Raw genomic sequence first — 19,640 nt, 5'->3', positions numbered from 1 at the left:
TGGCATTTTCACGTGCTTGAGAATGTCATAAGATGAATAAAGTGCTTATTATATGGGCTTTTTGTGGATTGTTTGTGTTTGCAACTCCTTCGCAGGCACAGTTCTGGCCATTTAAAAAACGCAGCCAGGTTGAAAAAGCCACTGAAGATTTGAATAAAAGGAAAAGGGCAGCCGGAGAAGGTAATATGTTTAATGCCCTCCGCGCCAATGACCCCGCACTTAGTGATGTGAGGGATGATCATATCTGGGCTGCTTCAACGGCTGCGACATCTTATTCAAAAGCAGGAAATATAAGCTTATCCTCTCCTTCAAGATATGGCCTTACACAGGGAGTTGAACTTCAGTCTTTGATAGGGCTTAATTTTTGGGCGCCTAATCTTTTTCTAAAAAGAGAAATATCGCGTGAACGATTGTGGATCTCCTCATTGCATGGCATTTACTCTTCCTTCCCGGGCCTCAGGCGTGTCAAGAAAGGGAAAGATACTTTTCTGGCAGATTCTGTGGCAGTAACTCCATTGGTTCTATCCATCAGAAATCAGTTGCTGCTGAGTCGCCCTTTTTACGACAAAATGGATTGTAACCCCCATCAGCCATACCTGATTCTATCGGCTGGCTTTGCTTTGGATTATGGCATTCCTTTTGATGAAGGAGATGCCTATCTTGAAGATGACCATTTATACACACCCAGAAGTGCGTCATATCTGGGAAAGGGGTGGCTCGCTACATTCTCTCTGAGGGTAGATTGGGAAATAATGACCTCCCTCTTTGGCCGTGGCGAAATAAGAGCTTTTTCAGGCGAATTTCCTTCCCGATTTGCTGTTGAACAACAAGCTTCGGCTGAGTTTTTCCTTAACAGAAGTTTATCGGTTTCCGGAGGTTTTCTTACAGCCTTCGGGAATTTTGGGAACCATCGGTTTTCGGTCTGGCCATTTGTTAATCTGTCACTTTATTTTGGGAAAAAGCAGGGTCGGAAACGAGGTTTATTTGGCGAACGGATGTTTTAAAAAGAGGTGCCAAATCCTGAAATTTTCCTAACTTCGCAGCATTTTGTATGGATTTTTGAGGTAATTTTTTGATTATGTGGATTCGTATCGCCAGTTTTATCCTTCGAAACCGGCTCCCTATATTAATAGTTCTGGGTATTCTCACTGCTTTTATGGGATTCCAGTCTCGCAACATTGAGATGTCTTATCAATATGCACCATTGCTGCCAGAGGATGACCCTATTTATCTGGAATATGAAGAGTTTGCCGAACGTTTTGGAAACGAAGGTAACTTAATGGTAGTAGGCGTTCAGGATTCATCTTTTTTTGATGTTGACCATTTCAGAACCTGGCAGAACCTCTCCAAAGATCTTGAAGAGATTGATGGCATCACATCTGTCCTTTCGGTTTCTGATTCTTACAATCTTTACCGGGATAAAGAACAAAAAAAGTTTAAGGTGATACCGGTATTTGATGAGGTTGAAAGTCAGCTGCAACTTGATTCCCTCAAAGAAGCTTTTAATTCTCTTCCTTTCTACCAGGAATTACTTTATAATAAAGAAACCAATACCTACCTTCTTGGAATTACCCTCGATAAGGAGATTCTTGAAAGTTCCTCACGTGTAAAGTTGATGGATGAAATAAAAAAGCGGGGGAAAGAGTATGAAGAGAAATCCGGAAATCAGCTTCGTTTTTCGGGGCTTCCTTTTATTCGCGTCGCAACGGCTGAAATGATAAAGAAAGAATTGAACATGTTTATATGGCTGGCTCTGGGTATTACGGCCATTATTATTTTTCTGTTCTTTCGGTCATTTAAAGTTGTTATGTTTTCAATGCTTGTGGTTGGGATGGCTGTCATTTGGGCTTTGGGTCTGCAGGGCATGATGGGATTTAAGGTGACCATTCTTACCGGTATGATTCCCCCATTGATTATTGTCATCGGGATTCCCAATTCGGTTTTTTTACTGAATAAATTTCATTATGAGTTTAGAAACCATCGGAACAAAATAAAGTCTTTGCAAAGGGTTATTCGCAAGATTGGAAATGCCACTTTTCTTACCAATTTAACCACAGCTAGTGGGTTTGCCACTTTTATTTTTACCAGCAGTCGATTGTTGGTAGAGTTTGGAATTATGGCCTCCATTAATATTATGGTGGTATTTTTTCTTTCTTTGTTGCTGATTCCTATTATATTTAGCTTTCTGGGCGATCCTAAAGAACGGCATGTTAAACACCTGGACCGACCGTTTTTTGAGAAAATCATTAATAAACTGATTCATATTTCTTTGAATCATAAGAAGGTTGTGTTTGCCGGAACACTTTTGTTATTGGTTTTTGGCGGTTTGGGAATATCCCGGATGCAAACCACAGGTTATATGCTTGATGATATTCCTCACGATCATCAATTGTACAAGGATCTTAAATTTTTCGAAAAGCATTTCAGCGGGTTGATGCCACTTGAGATCATGATTGATACTAAAAAGCCCAAAGGTGTAATGCAGCAACGGAACCTCCAAAAAATGGAAGCATTGGAGGAAAAGCTAAAATCATTTCCTGAACTTTCCCGTGGGTTGTCAATGCTTCAGGTAGTAAAATTTGCCCGGCAGGCGTTTTATAATGGAAGTGCAGCCTATTATTCTTTACCAGGTTCTATGGAGCGGAATTTTATCTTATCCTATCTTCCCAATAGTCAGACCGGAGGGCCACAGGTGGTGAGTTCTTTTGTCGATTCCACTCAGCAAAGGGCCAGGATCAGTTTTCGTATGCAGGATGTCGGGACCACCAGAATGGATAGCCTGGACAGGGAAATTAGAAGCGTTGTTGATTCTGTATTTCCTGCCGATAAATATGAAACCTCTGTGACCGGGTCGAGTGTTGTGTTTTTTAAGGGAACCGACTATCTTATCCGGAATTTGTTTATTAGTTTGGGACTGGCGGTGTTGCTTATTGCCTCTTTTATGGCCTGGATGTTTCGTTCAAAACGAATGGTACTGGTTTCTCTTATTCCCAATCTGGTTCCCCTCATCACTACTGCTGCCTTAATGGGCTTTATGGATATTCCCATTAAGCCCTCAACGATATTGGTGTTTAGTATCGCATTTGGCATTTCAGTTGACGATACAATCCACTTTCTGGCAAAATACAGGCAGGAGTTAAGTGAAACTAATTGGAGCATCAGAGCCGCTACTGTACTGGCGTTGAAAGAAACCGGACGAAGTATGATCTATACTTCTATTATTCTTTTCTTTGGATTTGGTATATTTACAGTGTCCAGTTTCGGAGGAACAGTTGCTTTGGGCGCATTAGTGGCCATTACCCTGTTAGTGGCACTTTTCTCAAATCTCATTTTGTTACCTTCCTTACTATTGGGATTGGAAAGACTAATTACCAATGAGTCGTTTAAAGAACCAATGCTAACCATTTATAATGAGGATGAGGATATAGATCATGACGAACTTAAGATTTATCAAAGTGATGATAAACAGGATTTAGATCAATCTTCTCAGCCAATCAAAAAAGGAGAAAACCATGTCGAAAATTGAAGAATTCCGCCAGATAGTTGAGGATCAAATTCAAATGCTTGATGGGATGAAGCGTCCGGAAGGACTCTACGAACCGGTTCGGTATGTTTTATCTTTAGGAGGCAAACGGCTGCGACCTGCTCTTTGTCTGACCTCCGCAGCTCTTTTTGGCGATTTCTCCTCAGCTGTTATTCCGGCTGTTGGCTTAGAAGTTTTCCATAATTTTACATTGCTTCATGATGATATTATGGATCAATCTGAAGTGAGAAGAAATCAGCCTACTGTGCATAAAAAGTGGGACAATAACACCGCTATTCTTTCCGGTGATGCAATGCTGATTAAAGCCTATGAACTGATGACCAAAAGCCCTGTAGGGGTTCTTCCCCAGGTATTGGAAGTCTTTAACAAAACAGCGATTGAAGTTTGTGAAGGTCAGCAGTTCGACATGGATTTCGAAAAGACCATTGATGTTACTGAGGATGGATACCTGGATATGATCCGGCTCAAAACAGCCGTTTTGATAGGTGGAAGTATGAAGATTGGAGGTATGCTTGGTGGGGGGAGTCTGCGGGATTGCAGTCTTCTATATAAATTCGGACAGGACATTGGCATGGCTTTTCAATTGCAGGACGATTGGCTGGATGTATACGGAGACCAGGAATCATTTGGCAAAAGAATTGGAAATGATATTCTTACTAATAAAAAGACCTTTCTGCTAATAACGGCCTTGAACAGACTTGAAAAAGAATCAAAAAAGGAACTTTTAGACTGGATTGAACGTAAGGAATATCAGGCAGAAGACAAAATTACCGCAGTTACAAGCTTATTCAATGAAGCTGGGGTTTCTGAAATTGTCCGCCAGAAGCGGGATGAATACTTCTTTCGGGCCATGGAAAATCTTGAAAAGATTAATGGTAAAAAAGAAATTAAATCAGAACTCCAGAGTTTTGCTCATAAATTAATGGCACGCGCGCGGTAATTTTCTTTTTTTTATTAAATTCGATAGAATTAAAAAAAGTTTATCATGGCGCAACTTAAAGGCACTATATCTCAGGTTATCGGGCCTGTCATTGATGTGAGTTTCGATCTTAAGAATGATCAACTTCCCAGAATTAACGAAGCTCTCCAAATTGAAAGGGAAGCACATGATATTCTTGTTTTGGAATGCCAGCAACATATTGGAGAACATACCGTTCGTTGTATCGCCATGGATTCTACAGATGGTCTCAAAAGGGGGATGGAGGTGTTTGCAACCGGTGAGGCCATTTCAATGCCTTCGGGAGAGAATGTTAAGGGCCGTTTGATGAACGTTGTAGGCCGGCCCATTGATGGTTTGCCAAAAATTCAATCGGAAGAGAAAAGTCCCATTCACAAACCTGCACCAGCTTACGAGAAACTTTCAACCGAAACAGAAATCTTATTTACAGGAATTAAAGTAATTGACCTGATTGAACCTTATGCCAAGGGAGGTAAAATTGGTCTTTTTGGTGGTGCCGGAGTAGGAAAAACCGTCCTTATTCAGGAGTTGATTAATAACATTGCCAAAGGATACAGTGGGTATTCCGTTTTTGGCGGAGTAGGCGAAAGAACACGTGAAGGAAATGACTTGCTGCGGGAGATGGTTGAAGCAGGAATTGTTGATTATGGGGAAGAATTTAATAAGAGTCTGGCGGCAGGGCAGTGGGATTTGAGTAAAGTGGACCCCGAAGCTTTGAAAAATTCCCAGGTTTCTATGGTTTTCGGACAGATGAATGAACCTCCGGGAGCCAGGGCCCGAGTGGCATTATCAGCACTTACCATTGCCGAAACATTCCGTGATCATGGAAAAGCAGAAGGTGGAGGAAGCGATGTCTTGCTTTTTATTGATAATATTTTCCGGTTTACCCAGGCCGGATCAGAGGTTTCTGCCCTTTTGGGGCGAATGCCATCAGCAGTAGGTTATCAGCCGACCCTTTCATCTGAAATGGGAGCCCTGCAGGAGCGAATTACCTCAACCAATACCGGTTCTATTACGTCTGTTCAGGCTGTATATGTACCTGCCGATGACTTGACAGACCCGGCACCTGCAACTACTTTTACTCACCTGGATGCCACCACTGTGTTGAGCCGGAAAATTGCCGAGTTAGGTATTTATCCTGCTGTTGATCCATTGGATTCAACTTCCAGAATTTTATCTCCCGAAGTGGTGGGAGACAGTCATTACAAGACCGCCCAACGTGTTAAAGAGATATTGCAACGCTATAAGGAATTACAAGATATTATTGCCATTCTCGGGATGGAAGAACTCTCGGAAGAAGACAAGCAGATTGTTGGCCGTGCCAGACGTGTTCAGCGTTTTCTATCCCAACCATTTCACGTGGCAGAGCAATTTACAGGTATTCCCGGGGAATTGGTTTCTATCGAGGATACAATAAAGGGGTTTAACATGATAATGGATGGTGAAGTTGATCAATATCCCGAAGCTGCATTCAACCTGGTAGGAACTATTGAACATGCCATCGAAAAGGGTGAAAAACTCCTGAAAGAAGCTAAAAGGAAATAATGGAAGATCTTTATCTGGAAATAATTACGCCTGAAGAAATTCTATATGACGGTCCTGTTGGGCTTGTCGAAGTTCCCGGTTCGCAGGGGCGATTTGTCCTGTTGCGCGATCATGCCCCTGTTATCTCCACATTGGTAAGGGGAGATGTGCGGGTAATTGGTAAAGATGGATACGATCATCATTTTAAGTGTAAAGAAGGGGTGCTTGAATGTCACGAAAATCACACCGTTATTCTGATGAATAAAATGGTGGATGAAAATGATGCAGATCTTTAAACTTTAATTTCTGAAGTTTTAGTTTAGGTTTTTCAACAGCCTTTCGGATTCAATATGTTTGTGAGCATTTTTTAGGGTTAAAGGAAAGAAAAAACAGATTGTTAGTTCCCAAAACTCTGGGTAGATATACGTAAACAAGGGGAGGGCAGAAGAGAAATAATTGAGCGATAAAGTCATATTCCATTATTCAGAAGAAAGTTTGCCAGAGATGCAGAACTCTGACGAATATAAACCAAGTAATTGGTATTCTTTGAATTCTGACTTTTATAGAATATTGACGAAGTCAAGGGAAATGGCCCTTCCACAAAAAACTTTTCCTCGTTTTTTTCTTTCTGACTGTCTTTTTTAATGATTCATATTTAGCTTTTTAGTTTTTGTTGGACGTATTTTTTCAAAAAAATCAGAAAAAAACGCAGGCAGAAATACTTTTCATCGAAACATATATTGGAGGGTTTAATAAACCAATATGTTTAACTTATGATGAGATTACAGAACTTTTTCTGTTTTTTCGTTACTAAAATTGAAGAAGATGAAAAGAGTGAAATTTTTATTAGTGGTTTTTCTTATTGCCGGATTTTCCCATGCTCAGGAAAACAGGCCTCAGAAACCTCACAAAGAGAAACGTTCTTCTGAAGAAATGATCCGGAAAGGAATTGATCGGATGCAAGAAAAATTAGAACTTAATGAGGAGCAAACAGGACGGATAAAGGCGCTTATGGAAGATCATCACCAAGAGATGAAAGCCGAGCGAGAGGCTTTTCGAAGTATATTGGAAGCTCATCATAAAAAGATGCAGGAAAAAAGGGAAGAGCTTAGTGAAAAGATTCAATCTTCGCTAACCGAAGAGCAAAAGGAAACCTTTCAAGAAATGGAAATGCGTCGTAAAGAACGAATAAAAAAGGATTTAAAAAAGCGTCGTGACGAACGTATGAGAAAAAGGGCTCCCAGGCCTTAATGAATAGATGATCAAATTTTTTTGATGGATATTTTTCAAATTGAGGAACCGGCAACATTATATTCAGGAAGCGAAATTTAATTCTGACATACCAGATTCTGTCGATGGTGTGGCATCAAATTATAGTGGATCTTTTTCTGAAGAGAGTGGCAATGGATTCTGCCTAGATGAAAAATTAATTGAAGGACTAAACCAGGGCAATGAAGAAGCCTTCTCTTTGCTTGTGGAAAAGTATCGTGCCAGGGTTGTCAATACTTGCTTTGGTTTTGTCCGTCATGAACAGGATGCTGAGGACGTAGCCCAAAATGTCTTTCTTGAAGTATTTCGAAGCATTTCTGAATTTAATGGAAATGTTGCTCTATGGGTATGGTTGTATCGACTGTCCACACAAAAGAGTATTGATTTTATCAGGACTAAAACACGGAAGAAGCGGTTTGCTGAAATTCGCAGTTTATTCTATAATGACGGGTCACCCATACCTGTTGCAAGTGGAATAATATCTTCTGATAATATTGAGCAACAGGAGCTTTCTGAAATACTGAAAAAGGTTATTTCAAAATTGCCTCAAAGGCAGCAAAAAGCTTTTGTCCTTTCCCGGAATGAAGGGTTGTCTAACAGGGAAGTAGGCAAAGTGTTAAGTGTTTCCGAGTCTGCAGTAGAATCACTTATTACCCGCGCTAATAAACAGCTGAGGAAGTTGTTGCATGATTATTATAAAGCGTATTTCTAAGGATAATAGATCGTTAGTCCCGATGCTTCGGGATAGATGTGAGATGTAAGACAAATTTTATAACACTGAAAATCTGCGCATTAGCCCAAATTAGAGCATGCCCGGAAACAATTGATTACGAATATGTTGCAAAAGTTTAACGGAGTATTGTAAGGAGAATTTTATATTATAAGACTATAAAACAATAGATTGTTGGATTTTCAGATACCTGCCTGACGGTAGTCGGGAAAGATGTAAGATGATTTGTACAATCTTGATGTTCTGAATCTTAATAAACAAATACTTTTAAATGTACGCAGTTGAATTCTGATGCATTGAAAAACTTTAACGGAGTATTTTTAAAAGCAACCGGTGTTTTTTCTAAACTTGTTATGGAAAAGAACAAAAAAATCGAACAAAAAGTAAACAAAGCTTTTCTGGAATTGGAGAATCCAACCCGCTTTGAAGGGACTTCTTTTTTTCAGAGAAAGGTGATGGCTGGCCTTAGGCAGGAAACTTCGGGATCAGGTTATCCAAACCTTCAAAAAATCTCAGGATGGGCTGCTGTTATTATGGTTTTGATTAATATTTCTTTGTTAACAAGTCAATTTCCCGGAACTGCTACGGATAGTGAAAATACTATCGACCTTTTGCTTGAAAAATATGAATTGATGCCGGCCTCTTCATGGGAAAACTATTTTGCTTTAGATGACATTAACGCCATAGAGAACAAAAATGAAGAATGATAAATTAATTATTGTTGCCCTTATTGTTTTGATTTTGTTGAATTTGACCTCCTGGGGATTGTTTTGGAAATCAACTGCCAATCGGCATGCACTACCCCCACTACAGGAAGATTTAGATGTTTTTCGAAGTCAGAGACTTTTGTCAGGAAAACTCAACTTTTCAAATGAACAGGAACGGGCATTGAAACAGTTGCAAAAGAGCCACTTTCAGGAAATGAAAGATTTGCGAAAACGTCACCGTTTGGTTCGGCAGGCCTTTGTCAAAATGGCGATGGGACCTTCATATAATTCTGAGATGGCCGATTCCTTATTTCAGGAAATGACTGTTCTAAATGGAGAAATGCAGAAAAAAACCTGGCTTCATTTCAGGGATATTTATCAGCTTTGTGATAAGGGCCAAAAGAAGGAATTTCGTAGTATAATGCTTCGTTTAAACAAACTTAACAGCCGAAAAAGACAAATGCCACTTGTAAAGCCTCATTGAATTATGGCGATAAAGGATTTCCTTTTTTCATGATCGAATTTCTGTTTTTTGTCTGTGGTTTCGCTATTTTTGTGAAGAATTAAATCTGATTGTGATATTTACTTGTGCACAATCTCTTAAAACCAAAAAAAATGACGTTTAGCGAAACCTGCAACAAAATCTTCATCGAGACTACCAATCATTATCATGAATTTGATAATGTTGATGCTACTCCCCAGAATCCATATGCAGAGGGAACTATCGAAGATCTGCTTTTTAGAAAGAATTGGATTGATGCAGTTCAATGGCACCTTGAGGACATTATTCGAGATCCTCAAATTCAGCCGGACGAAGCACTTAAGATCAAGCGTCGCATTGATAAATCTAATCAGGATCGTACCGACTTGGTAGAATCAATTGATGACTTCTTTTTTGATAAGTACAGTGATGTAAAGGTTCTTGGAGATGCCACCATCAATACGGAAAGTCCTGCCTGGGCTGTTGATCGCCTCTCAATTCTTGCGCTCAAAATTTATCACATGGAGCAGGAGGTAAATCGTACCGATGCTGATCCGGATCATCTTGAGAAGTGTAATATGAAGCTCTCTGTTCTTTTGCAACAAAGAGAAGATCTCAGTACTGCCATTGATCAGTTAATCCAGGATATTGAAGCCGGACGGAAGTACATGAAAACTTACAAGCAGATGAAAATGTACAATGATCCCGCGTTGAACCCCATATTGTATAAAAACAAGAAATAGTTTTGACAAAAAAGTTACTTGTTTTTCGATTCAGTGCCCTGGGCGATGTTGCAATGACAGTACCTCTATTGTGGTCACTCAGGCAAAAATACCCTGATTCTGAAATTTGGTTTGTTTCACGTCCTTTTGCCAAAGACCTCGTGGAAGCGGTTCAGGGTGTTCATTTTCTTCCAGTTGATCTGAAGGTGAAACATAAAGGACTGCCCGGACTTATTCGCTTGTTTAAGGAGCTGAATCAACTCGGACCGTGGGATGCTGTAATCGATTTGCACAGTGTTCTTCGCACGCATGTATTGACGTCCCTCTTTAAATTGAGTGGGACGAAAGTTTCCAAAATTGATAAGGGCCGTAAAGAGAAAAAAGCGCTTACCAGAAAGAACAAAAAGGACTTTAGACGCTTGCTGTCAACTCAGGAAAGATACAGGCAGGTATTTACAAATGCCGGTTACCCTTTCGACATGGTAGAATTTCCGGGAAAAGAGTTATACGGGCAAGTCACTTATTCCAAAAATACCGGAGACTCAAGTCCCCCTTTGGGGGATTCAGGGGGTCCTTTAATCGGGATTGCCCCATTTGCCAAGCATCAGTGGAAAATGTGGCCCGAAGAAAAAATGAAAGAGCTGATGCAGATGCTTGAAAAGGCCGGTTTTCAGATCTATCTTTTCGGAGGCCCCGGGGAGGAACAGGAAAAGTTGGAGGAATGGGCATCGAAATTAAAAAATGCACGTACCTTTGCAGGTCAATTGAGTATGGCGCAGGAACTGAAACTAATATCCACTTTAAGTGTCATGGTTTCAATGGACTCTGCTAATATGCACTTTGCCAGTCTGGCTGGCACAAGAGTCGTTAGCATCTGGGGCGCAACGCATCCTTATGCCGGGTTCTATGGATTCGGGCAGTCAACCGATGATGCTGTGCAAATTGAATTACCATGCCGTCCATGCTCCGTTTTTGGGAATAAGCCTTGTCATAGAGGAGATTTTGCCTGTATGATGGGAATTACACCAAAAATGGTTTTTAATAAGATTGTAAAAAAATAACATACGGCCCAACTGATGAATATCGCATTAATAAACTCAATAGGCAAAAATAAGTGGGGTGGCGGCGAAAAATGGATGATTATGGCCGCCATTGGCTTAAAATCTTTGGGTCATAATGTGGTAGTGGTTTCCCGTAAGGGGTCAAAGCTCTCCGCCAAGGCCAGGGAAGAAAATCTTGACATTAAAGAAATTGGGGCTAATTCTGACTTTGATGTTGTTGCAGGTCTGCAATTTTGCTCCTTTTTCAGAAAATTTCGGCCTGATGTTATTATTGGCTGTCAGAATAAAGACTGGCGGGTGGCAGCAGTGGCACTAAAACTGGCCGGCTCCAAAGCCAAAGTTTTTTCCAGACAAGGCCTGCAATTACTTAAAAATCACTGGTGGTATAAATGGACAGTTAAACTCTTTTGTGATGGTATTATAACCAATACGAATACCATAAAAAAGGAATATGAATCCTTTCTTCCTGTTGACAAAGATTTTATTAAAGTTATCTTTAACGGGGTAGAGAAAGGAAGTGACCATCTTGAAAAATTTGATTATTCTGCTTATATCCCCGATGATGTCTCCAATCCTGTAATTATTCTTTCTACTGGAAGGTTGGCGCATCAAAAAGGGTTCAAGTTTTTAATTGAAGCTGCAGAGAAGATTATTAAAGAACACCCGAATGTATATTTTTTCCTGGCAGGAAGGGGAAAACTTGAAACATCACTCAAGCATCAAATTGATAGATTGGGGATAACCAAACATTTTGTTTTGTTGGGTTTTGTAGAGAATGTTCCCTCTTTGCTTTCAAGTGCCGATATATTTGTACTGACCTCACTTTATGAAGGAATGCCTAATTCTATTCTGGAGGCTATGTCACAGGGCCTTCCGGTTGTTTCCACTAAAGTTAATGGTGTGGTGGAGCTAATCGAGAATGGTGTAAACGGCTTTACTATTAGCGCCGGAGATGTAGATGAGATTTATAAAAGTTTAAATGAATTGGTTGCAGACAAGTCCAAAAGGCTCGATTTTGGGCAAAAAGCCAAAGCATTTGTTGAGTCCGGTTTTTCAGTAGACCGAATGGTTAGAGATCTTGATGAAGTGTTGAAATCAAACTGAAAATTAGGAAAAGGATGGGGTTACTGTCTTGTAAATCAATATTTCAAAAAAATAATAAATTCCTTTATTATTCGGGGAATTTTTTGAATCAGCTGTTTCCAAGACTGATATTTCGGAAGCGGCTTGGAAAGAAACTGAAAAAACTCCAAAATTATGATTCGTCCTATGTTTGGAGTCGTGTACATTATTATAATAAACTTGGGGCAAATACCGAAATAGGAACAAACCCCGTTGTGCTGAAGAACTTTAAATACGGCGTAAAACCAAAGACTTATTTTTTTGACAGTTATGATTTGTTCAGGTTCTTTCCGTCATCTTTAAAAATGAATTACCTGTTTGGAGATGTCACCCACTGCCCGGAGCAACCATCCTTTGTGAAAAGCCGGCCCGTGGGAAAGAGGAATGAAAACTCTGTGGTTTTGAAGCTAAATAAAATTCGCCACTTTATGTTTGTTAAAGATTGTACCGCATTTAAGCATAAAAGAAACTTGCTTGTTTGGCGGGGCAAAGTTTATCAAAATAACCGGTCAGCGTTTCTCAAAAGATATTTTGGACATCCGCTTTGTGATGTAGGGAAAGTGAATAATGATTGGGGAAATAATGAACATCTGTTGAAACGAATGAGCATCAATGAACATTTAAAGTTTAAGTTCATTCTTTGTCTTGAGGGCAATGATGTTGCTTCAAATCTTAAATGGGTTATGTCTTCAAATTCAATTGCTGTAATGCCCAAACCTAAATATGAAACCTGGTTTATGGAAGGGACATTGATTGGAGGCGTACATTACATTGAGATTAGGGATGATTTTTCTGATCTTGAAGAAAAACTCAATTACTATATTGAAAACACCCATAAGTCTGAGGAAATTATCAGGAATGCTCACCAACATGTAGAACAATTCAAGGATACACACCATGAACAAATCATTTCCCTGTTAACGATCCTTAAGTATTTTCATCAAACAGGTCAGAATGTTGGAGATCTGAACTCATATATTGCTAATAATCTTGCTTCGGCAGATAATTTCGGTTTATCATGAATATTGGTTTCGATGCAAAAAGAATTTTTCACAATCGAACAGGGTTGGGAAACTATGGCAGAGATATTACTCGTATTATGAGTGAATACTTTCCTGAGAATTCATATTTTTTATATAATCCCAAACCCTCTGCCAGCAAATTATTTACTCCAAATGGAGTAAATGTTTTTGAGATCTCGCCAAGAAAGCCATTAAGTCGCTTTTTCTATAACTTCTGGCGACAATATGGAGTAGGAAAGGAACTAATTCGCGATAAAATAGATCTTTTTCATGGTTTGTCAGGCGAAATACCTATAAAGAGGAAAGGGAGCAATATCCCGGTAATCGTAACTGTTCATGATTTGATCTTTCTTCGTTTTCCTCAGTTCTACTCTTTTTTTGATCGAAAAATTCATCAACTAAAACATCGTCACGCTTGTCGCAATGCTGATATGGTTGTCGCAGTGAGCGAGCAGACAAAAAGGGATGTGGTTAAATTTTTTGGTGTGCCGGAAGAAAAAGTTAAGGTAATTTACCAAGGCTGCCAGGATGTATTTAAGCAAGCTTACGAAAAAGAGGAAATTGAAAGAACCAGGAAGAATTTTGGATTACCTGAACAATATATCCTCAATGTAGGAACCATTGAAGAGAGAAAAAATATTCTTGCGGGAGTGAAGGCCATTAAGGATATTGATACACACCTGGCTATTGTAGGAGGAAAAACGCCTTATACACAAAAGGTCAAGGATTATATCACTGAAAACAAAATGGAAGGTAAGGTTACCTTCCTTAAAGGAGTTTCTAATAGAGATTTAGCTATTCTTTATCAAGGCGCTTCGTTGTTTGTGTATCCTTCCTTCTTTGAGGGGTTTGGAATACCTATTATTGAGGCTCTTTTTTCTGAGACACCCGTTATTACTTCCAAAGGAGGGTGTTTTGGGGAAGCAGGAGGTGAAGGGGCTTTATATATTGATCCTGAAAATGTAGAGGAGTTGTCAGATGCCATAAAAACGGTTCTGTTCAATCAGGAGATGCAAAAGAAACTGATTGAAAACGGAAGGAAACACATAAAGATTTTCTCAGATGAATATATTGGTAGTCAATATATGGAGTTGTATAAGATGTTAGTTTCCAAATAATATAAATTTAGATGTGAAGAAAATGACATAGTTTATTTAGAGAATTATTCATGTCGAAATTTTCAAGGGTAAATTTATATCCGGTTTCTCCAAACATTTTTCTTTCTTCCGGGGTATCTATTAGTGTTTGAACATAATCTGCAAATTCTTTTATGTCAAAAGGTTTAGCAAGATATCCGTTTTTACCGGGTTTCACCAATTCAGGATTAGAACTAAGATTCCAGGCCACAATAGGTTTTTTTCTGAGCATGGCCTCGGCCAGAACAAAACCAAAACCTTCCCATCTTGAGGTTAAAATGAAAATGTCGATGGAATCCATGAAGTCAAAAATGTTTTTCTGAAAGCCAAGTAAGATAATGTTTTGCTTTAGATTATTTTCTTCAATCAATCTTTCAATGTTTTCCCTTAAGGGCCCGTCTCCAGCTAACAGGATTTTGAAATTTGAAGTTTTTGTTTTTAATTCTTTTGCTATTTCAATGAGAAGGTCATGTCCTTTTTGAGGGGCTAATCTTGCTGCGTTGCCAATAATAATCTCTTTTTCATCGGATCGATGTTTTTCATGCATTGATGGTAGCTTGTTGATTTCAATGCCGTTGTAAATCACCTCTATTTTTCCGGGGGCAAACATGTTGGGGTTGTTTTGATTTATGGTCCTTTTTGTGGCTTCAGAATTAGCGATAACATCAGTTATTACTTTTTTAAACAAGAATCGGTTAAAAAATGTGTTCCTGATCGGAATTGCACTTCCCCTTCTATATATTATTCTTTTAACATTTGTGATTTTAGCTGCCAGGCCGGCTGTTTTTATATCTGACGAACCGTTCATAATCAGACAATCAATTTTTTCTTTTTTGAAAAGGCTAGCCAGGAATAAAAGTTTGAATATATTAAGAAAGCTAAGGTTTCCAATGGATATACTATGCTTTGGTATTTGTGTTTCTTCGAGCTTTTTTTCCAATACACTTTTTTTGTGGCAAAAGAAAATGACATCGTATCCATTCTCGTTAAGTTTTTTTGCCATGTCGAAGTGCCACTTCTCTCCCCCTCCCCAAGATTTCACGGAGTTCAAAAAGCATATTTTGTGATTTTTTTTCATTTTTACATTCCTGGTTTAACAAAAGCTAAAGGTCCACTATGGCAATTCATCAATGCCCAAAGGCGTGAAGGCCTGCTGTGTCTCTTTGGTTTTTTTTAATATTTCTAAATTTTCTGTCTCTGATATCCGGTTCTGTCTGTTATGGATAAAATGATATTGTACAGCCCTGAATCGAGGGCTGAAAACCTTTTTGCCAGTTAATCGCAAGCGGTATTCAAGGTCTGTGTCTTCACCCACAAATGGTTTTTCATATCGCATGTCAAATCCATTGATTTCTATCAAAGCACTTTTGTAAAGAGAAAAATTCGCGCCCAATATTCCCCGGTTAAATTTCCCAAATTTCTTGTTAATAAACTTTATTGGTACTCTTATTCCTTTTTCAATATCTCGGGTTTTTCCAGTTATGCTATCCCATATTAGTCTCAAGAAAAAAAGAAGAGGGCTTTTCTCTTTAATCTGTTCCTTGAGGAAGTGTTGCTTAAGGGACTCTGAGATATTAACTCTTCTTCCTGCTATTATAATATCAGGGCTTCTGAAAACCAGATGGTCTTTTACGAAATGTTTGTGTGGGATGCAGTCTCCGTCAATGAAGACCAAATAATCAGATTTAGAAGCTACTATGGCTTTATTCAGAATTCTTGTTTTTCTAAATCCACTGTCTTCTTGCCAAACATGCTGTATTCGGAAGGGGTAGCAATTAATTATCTGTTTAATTTGACTAACTACTTCTTCTTTTGAGCCGTCATCAGCAATAACCACTTCAAAGTTTGGTTCAGACTGCTTCTCGAAAGCTTCGAGTAAAGTCTTCAAGGTGCTGAAGTCATTGTAAAATGAAATGATTATTGATGCGTTAAACATAATGGACTTTAATAAAATATTTACAGATACCTAAATGTGGCAAAAATATGAATAGTATTTAATATTCGTAATAAAAGGAGCATTAAGATAATTCCTTGGAGAGATAAATGCGTTAAATTCTAAAAGAAGAAGAGAAGAATTTATTAATGATTTCCTCCATTTTAGTTATGTTTGCATGTTAAAAAAAATAAATCTATCCCCTTAAAAATGAAGCGTTTTTTATATACTTTTCTAAAGATTTACCTCTTTTGGCTGATCTTCTTCGCGTTCTTCAGGGTATTGTTCATTATCCTGAACTTCTCTTATGCTGAAGATGTTCCTCTTTCTTCTCTTTTAGTTTCATTTGGACCGGGGTTGAGAATGGATCTGGCATTTTCAGGATACCTGATGTTGTTGAGTGTTGTTATTCAGTTACTATTCCTCCCGGTTTTTCAGAAGTTCTGTTTTACCTGCATGCACTGGCAAAGCTTTATTTTGATTCCCGTTTTTACAGGCCTTTTATTGGGAGATGCCAATCTTTACCGCTATTGGGCCGGACATCTCAATAGTGAAGCCATTGGTTTTTTAAAAACTCCAGGCATAATTTTAAACTCAGTGCATTGGCTTGAAGGTGTCATATTTTTTGTTATACTGGTGATTTTGTCATGGGCTTTGCTTACCGGTTATCGAAAACTTTTGAGTAACAGGCAGCATCAATCAGTGATGGCCTGGAAAAAGGTCGCCATGAACTGGGGCCTAACCCTTTTTACCGGTGCCTTATTGATAATCCCTATACGAGGAAGTTTTGGTGTAGCTCCTATCAACACCAGCGTGGCTTACTTTTCAAATCATCTTTTTGCCAATCATGCAGCTATTAATCCCTTATGGAATCTTGCTTATTCAATGAAAAGAAGTGGCGTCTCAGATAATGACTACCAATTTATGGATAAACGGAGGGCTGAAGAGCTGTTTTCAGGGATGATGAAGGAATCAGGGCGGTTTACTCCGGTTTTAAAGACTGATCGTCCAGATATTGTGGTGATTTTATTGGAGAGTTTTTCAGCCCAGGCCATCGGCGCATTAGGAGGAACAGATGTAACACCCAATCTTAATGAGTTGATGAAGGACGGGATCTTTTTTCAGCATTTATATGCAACGAGCTTTAGATCAGATTATGGAATGGTAGGAGTATTGGCTGGCTATCCCGGCATTCCCGGATATTCGGTGATGCAATATCCCGAAAAATCAGGAAATTTAAATTTTATTCCTCAGGAACTTAAGAAAAACGGGTATGTTGATCTTAACTTTTTATATGGGGGAGATATGGCTTTCAAAAACCTGAGATCTTTGATAACCTTAGCCGGATTTGATGATGTTGTAGACATAGATGATTTTCCGGAGGAGTATCAAGGAGAAAAATGGGGCGTTCATGATGAACACACTTTCGAAAAATTTGTAGATGTGATTGAAGGTTCCAAATCTCCGTCTTTTAATTTCCTCTTTACTTTAAGTAGTCACGAACCGTTCGATGTTCCCATGGAGCGTGTTTATGAGGATGACTATCTGAATGCCGTGCATTATACCGATAGATGTTTGGGTGAGTTTTTCGATCAGATAAAAGAGCGAGGGCTTTGGGATAATAAATTGTTTGTCCTGGTTGCCGACCATGGAGTTGTTGGTCAGCAAAAAGCATCCTATGTAAGTAAGTTGAGATATAAAATTCCTATGGTGTGGACAGGAGGGGCCATTTCTGTTAAGGACACTGTTGTTAACACATATGGATCCCAAATAGACCTGGCTGCCACCCTGCTGGATCAGCTGGATATGGATTCAAAAGCATTTATGTATAGTAAAAATATTTTGGATAGAGGTGTTAAAGGATTTTCATTCCTGCAGCATCCGGAGGGCTTTGGCTACATAAATGAAAATGTTTTCCAGATGTTTGACAAAGGCACTTCCAAAATCATAAAAATGGAAGGGGCTGATTCCTCTCAGGATAGTATTAAAGCAAAAGTATTTATGCAAATTATTGCAGAAGATTTTAAAACCAGGCTTTCCAATGGAACAGAGTAATTATAGAAAGGAAGATTTAGAGGTCATGGCTCCTGTTGGCTCTTTTGAGTCACTTATGGCTGCCATCCAGGGAGGTGCTGATTCAGTTTATTTTGGGGCAGAGCAACTAAATATGCGTTCACGATCATCCAGCAATTTTACTACTGATGATCTTCGTGAGATTGTTCGAATTGCATCTGAAAATAATGTTAAAACCTACCTGACTGTCAATACGGTATTGTACGACAAGGATTTGTCAGTGATGCGAAGGCTTATAGATGCAGCAAAGGAAAGTGGCATTTCTGCTGTCATTGCTTCTGATCAGGCAGCCATAAATTACGCCAATAGCATTGATGTTGAGGTTCATATATCCACTCAGGTCAACATTTCAAATGTCGAAGCACTTAAGTTTTACAGTCACTTTGCTGATGTTGTGGTTTTAGCCCGTGAACTGAACATGGAACAGGTAAGTCATATTCATCAAGCCATCGATAATGAACAGATTAAAGGCCCATCAGGGAAATTAATTCAGATAGAAATGTTTTCGCACGGTGCCTTGTGTATGGCAATATCCGGAAAGTGCTATCTAAGTTTGCATCAACTAGATTCGTCGGCTAACCGGGGAGGGTGCCTCCAGCCATGTCGCAGGAGCTATATAGTTACTGAAAAAGATACCGGACAGGAACTGGAAGTGGATAATGAGTATATTATGTCACCTAAAGATTTAAAAACCATTCACTTTGTAAATAAGATGATGGATGCAGGTGTAAGGGTTTTTAAAATTGAGGGACGTGCCCGGGGTGCTGAATATGTTAAAACGGTTGTTGCCTGTTATCGCGAAGCTATTGATTCTGTTGTTGATGGGAATTATTCGCAGGAAAAAATCGCCATATGGGAGAAAAAACTTGCTTCAGTCTTCAACCGCGGCTTTTGGGATGGTTATTATCTTGGACAAAAACTCGGAGAATGGAGTGCAAATTACGGTTCGCTGGCATCAAAACGAAAGATTTACCTTGGAAAAGGGACTAATTACTTCCCCAAAATTGGTGTGGCAGAGTTCGTTCTTGAAACCAAGTCTTTGAAAGTTGGAGATGAAATTTTAATTACAGGACCTACAACCGGAGTAGTAGAAATGAAAGTACCTGAGTTAAGACTTGATCTGAAACCTGTTCAGGAGGTGAAAAAGGGTGATCGCTTTTCAATGCCCGTAGATGTTAAGGTAAGAAGATCCGATAAGCTTTTTAAGTACGTTCCCAATCAGGAAAAGCGTTTTTCGTGATAGTACTGCGTAAAGCTGTTGAAATTAAAGATATATGTGCGATAAGTGTCAGTCTATTAATGTTATAAGGATTGTCTTAAATCTTACCTGCCTGACGGCAAACAGGTATCTAAAAGTC

General features: G+C 39.1%; 18 protein-coding genes. 16 read left to right on the top strand and 2 right to left on the bottom strand.

Annotation, left to right across the window (positions count from 1 at the left end):
- Positions 1–32 precede the first annotated feature (32 nt).
- The 14 genes from DDZ16_RS10525 (at position 33) to DDZ16_RS10460 (ending at position 14,258) form a co-directional block, all read left to right on the top strand.
- On the top strand, positions 33–1,004 hold the full coding sequence (locus DDZ16_RS10525) for a hypothetical protein (protein ID WP_109264422.1): 972 nt from the start codon (positions 33–35) through the stop codon (positions 1,002–1,004).
- A 74-nt stretch (positions 1,005–1,078) separates the two neighbouring features.
- Entirely contained in the window at positions 1,079–3,526 is a 2,448-nt protein-coding gene (locus tag DDZ16_RS10520; protein ID WP_109264421.1) for an efflux RND transporter permease subunit, read from the top strand.
- Positions 3,513–4,484: a polyprenyl synthetase family protein gene (locus DDZ16_RS10515; protein ID WP_109264420.1), complete on the top strand. Its 972-nt coding sequence runs from the start codon at positions 3,513–3,515 to the stop codon at positions 4,482–4,484. Before DDZ16_RS10520 ends, DDZ16_RS10515 begins: the two co-directional genes overlap by 14 nt.
- A 45-nt stretch (positions 4,485–4,529) precedes the next feature.
- Complete coding sequence (gene atpD, locus DDZ16_RS10510; protein ID WP_109264419.1) at positions 4,530–6,047, top strand: F0F1 ATP synthase subunit beta; 1,518 nt, start codon at positions 4,530–4,532, stop codon at positions 6,045–6,047.
- Positions 6,047–6,322 carry a F0F1 ATP synthase subunit epsilon gene (locus DDZ16_RS10505; protein WP_109264418.1) on the top strand — a complete coding sequence of 92 codons (276 nt, stop codon included), beginning with the start codon at positions 6,047–6,049 and terminating at the stop codon, positions 6,320–6,322. Before atpD ends, DDZ16_RS10505 begins: the two co-directional genes overlap by 1 nt.
- A gap of 529 nt (positions 6,323–6,851) precedes the next feature.
- On the top strand, positions 6,852–7,277 hold the full coding sequence (locus DDZ16_RS10500) for a periplasmic heavy metal sensor (protein ID WP_109264417.1): 426 nt from the start codon (positions 6,852–6,854) through the stop codon (positions 7,275–7,277).
- A gap of 40 nt (positions 7,278–7,317) precedes the next feature.
- On the top strand, positions 7,318–8,007 hold the full coding sequence (locus DDZ16_RS10495) for an RNA polymerase sigma factor (protein WP_158275651.1): 690 nt from the start codon (positions 7,318–7,320) through the stop codon (positions 8,005–8,007).
- A gap of 371 nt (positions 8,008–8,378) precedes the next feature.
- Positions 8,379–8,732: a hypothetical protein gene (locus DDZ16_RS10490; RefSeq protein WP_146192228.1), complete on the top strand. Its 354-nt coding sequence runs from the start codon at positions 8,379–8,381 to the stop codon at positions 8,730–8,732.
- Positions 8,722–9,216 carry a Spy/CpxP family protein refolding chaperone gene (locus DDZ16_RS10485; protein ID WP_109264414.1) on the top strand — a complete coding sequence of 165 codons (495 nt, stop codon included), beginning with the start codon at positions 8,722–8,724 and terminating at the stop codon, positions 9,214–9,216. The genes DDZ16_RS10490 and DDZ16_RS10485 overlap by 11 nt, the downstream gene beginning before the upstream one ends.
- 131 nt (positions 9,217–9,347) lie before the next feature.
- A complete protein-coding gene (locus DDZ16_RS10480) occupies positions 9,348–9,956 on the top strand; it encodes a DUF4254 domain-containing protein (RefSeq protein ID WP_109264413.1) in 609 nt (202 codons plus the stop codon).
- Between the two features lie 2 nt (positions 9,957–9,958).
- Entirely contained in the window at positions 9,959–10,996 is a 1,038-nt protein-coding gene (locus DDZ16_RS10475) for a glycosyltransferase family 9 protein (protein WP_232526609.1), read from the top strand.
- A gap of 15 nt (positions 10,997–11,011) precedes the next feature.
- Positions 11,012–12,100 (top strand): glycosyltransferase, encoded by a 1,089-nt coding sequence (locus DDZ16_RS10470; protein ID WP_109264412.1) that lies wholly within the window; start codon positions 11,012–11,014, stop codon positions 12,098–12,100.
- A 323-nt stretch (positions 12,101–12,423) separates the two neighbouring features.
- Positions 12,424–13,140, top strand: a complete 717-nt coding sequence (locus tag DDZ16_RS10465) for a glycosyltransferase (protein WP_232526608.1) — start codon at positions 12,424–12,426, stop codon at positions 13,138–13,140.
- Positions 13,137–14,258 (top strand): glycosyltransferase family 4 protein, encoded by a 1,122-nt coding sequence (locus tag DDZ16_RS10460; RefSeq protein ID WP_109264410.1) that lies wholly within the window; start codon positions 13,137–13,139, stop codon positions 14,256–14,258. The genes DDZ16_RS10465 and DDZ16_RS10460 overlap by 4 nt, the downstream gene beginning before the upstream one ends.
- A gap of 7 nt (positions 14,259–14,265) precedes the next feature.
- Here the strand turns inward: DDZ16_RS10460 and DDZ16_RS10455 are convergent, their stop codons facing one another.
- Both DDZ16_RS10455 and DDZ16_RS10450 read right to left on the bottom strand, forming a co-directional pair.
- Positions 14,266–15,354: a glycosyltransferase gene (locus DDZ16_RS10455; protein ID WP_109264409.1), complete on the bottom strand. Its 1,089-nt coding sequence runs from the start codon at positions 15,352–15,354 to the stop codon at positions 14,266–14,268.
- A gap of 36 nt (positions 15,355–15,390) precedes the next feature.
- Positions 15,391–16,212: a glycosyltransferase gene (locus DDZ16_RS10450; protein ID WP_109264408.1), complete on the bottom strand. Its 822-nt coding sequence runs from the start codon at positions 16,210–16,212 to the stop codon at positions 15,391–15,393.
- 207 nt (positions 16,213–16,419) lie between these two features.
- Here DDZ16_RS10450 and DDZ16_RS10445 point away from each other — a divergent pair, with 207 nt between their 5' ends.
- Positions 16,420–18,264, top strand: coding sequence for an LTA synthase family protein (locus DDZ16_RS10445; protein WP_109264407.1), 1,845 nt, complete (start codon positions 16,420–16,422; stop codon positions 18,262–18,264).
- Positions 18,251–19,522: a peptidase U32 family protein gene (locus DDZ16_RS10440; RefSeq protein WP_109264406.1), complete on the top strand. Its 1,272-nt coding sequence runs from the start codon at positions 18,251–18,253 to the stop codon at positions 19,520–19,522. The genes DDZ16_RS10445 and DDZ16_RS10440 overlap by 14 nt, the downstream gene beginning before the upstream one ends.
- Positions 19,523–19,640: the final 118 nt, after the last annotated feature.

The organism is Marinilabilia rubra, assembly GCF_003121985.1.
Lineage (GTDB): Bacteria > Bacteroidota > Bacteroidia > Bacteroidales > Marinilabiliaceae > Marinilabilia > Marinilabilia rubra.
This window is presented reverse-complemented; position numbering and strand designations above follow the sequence as displayed.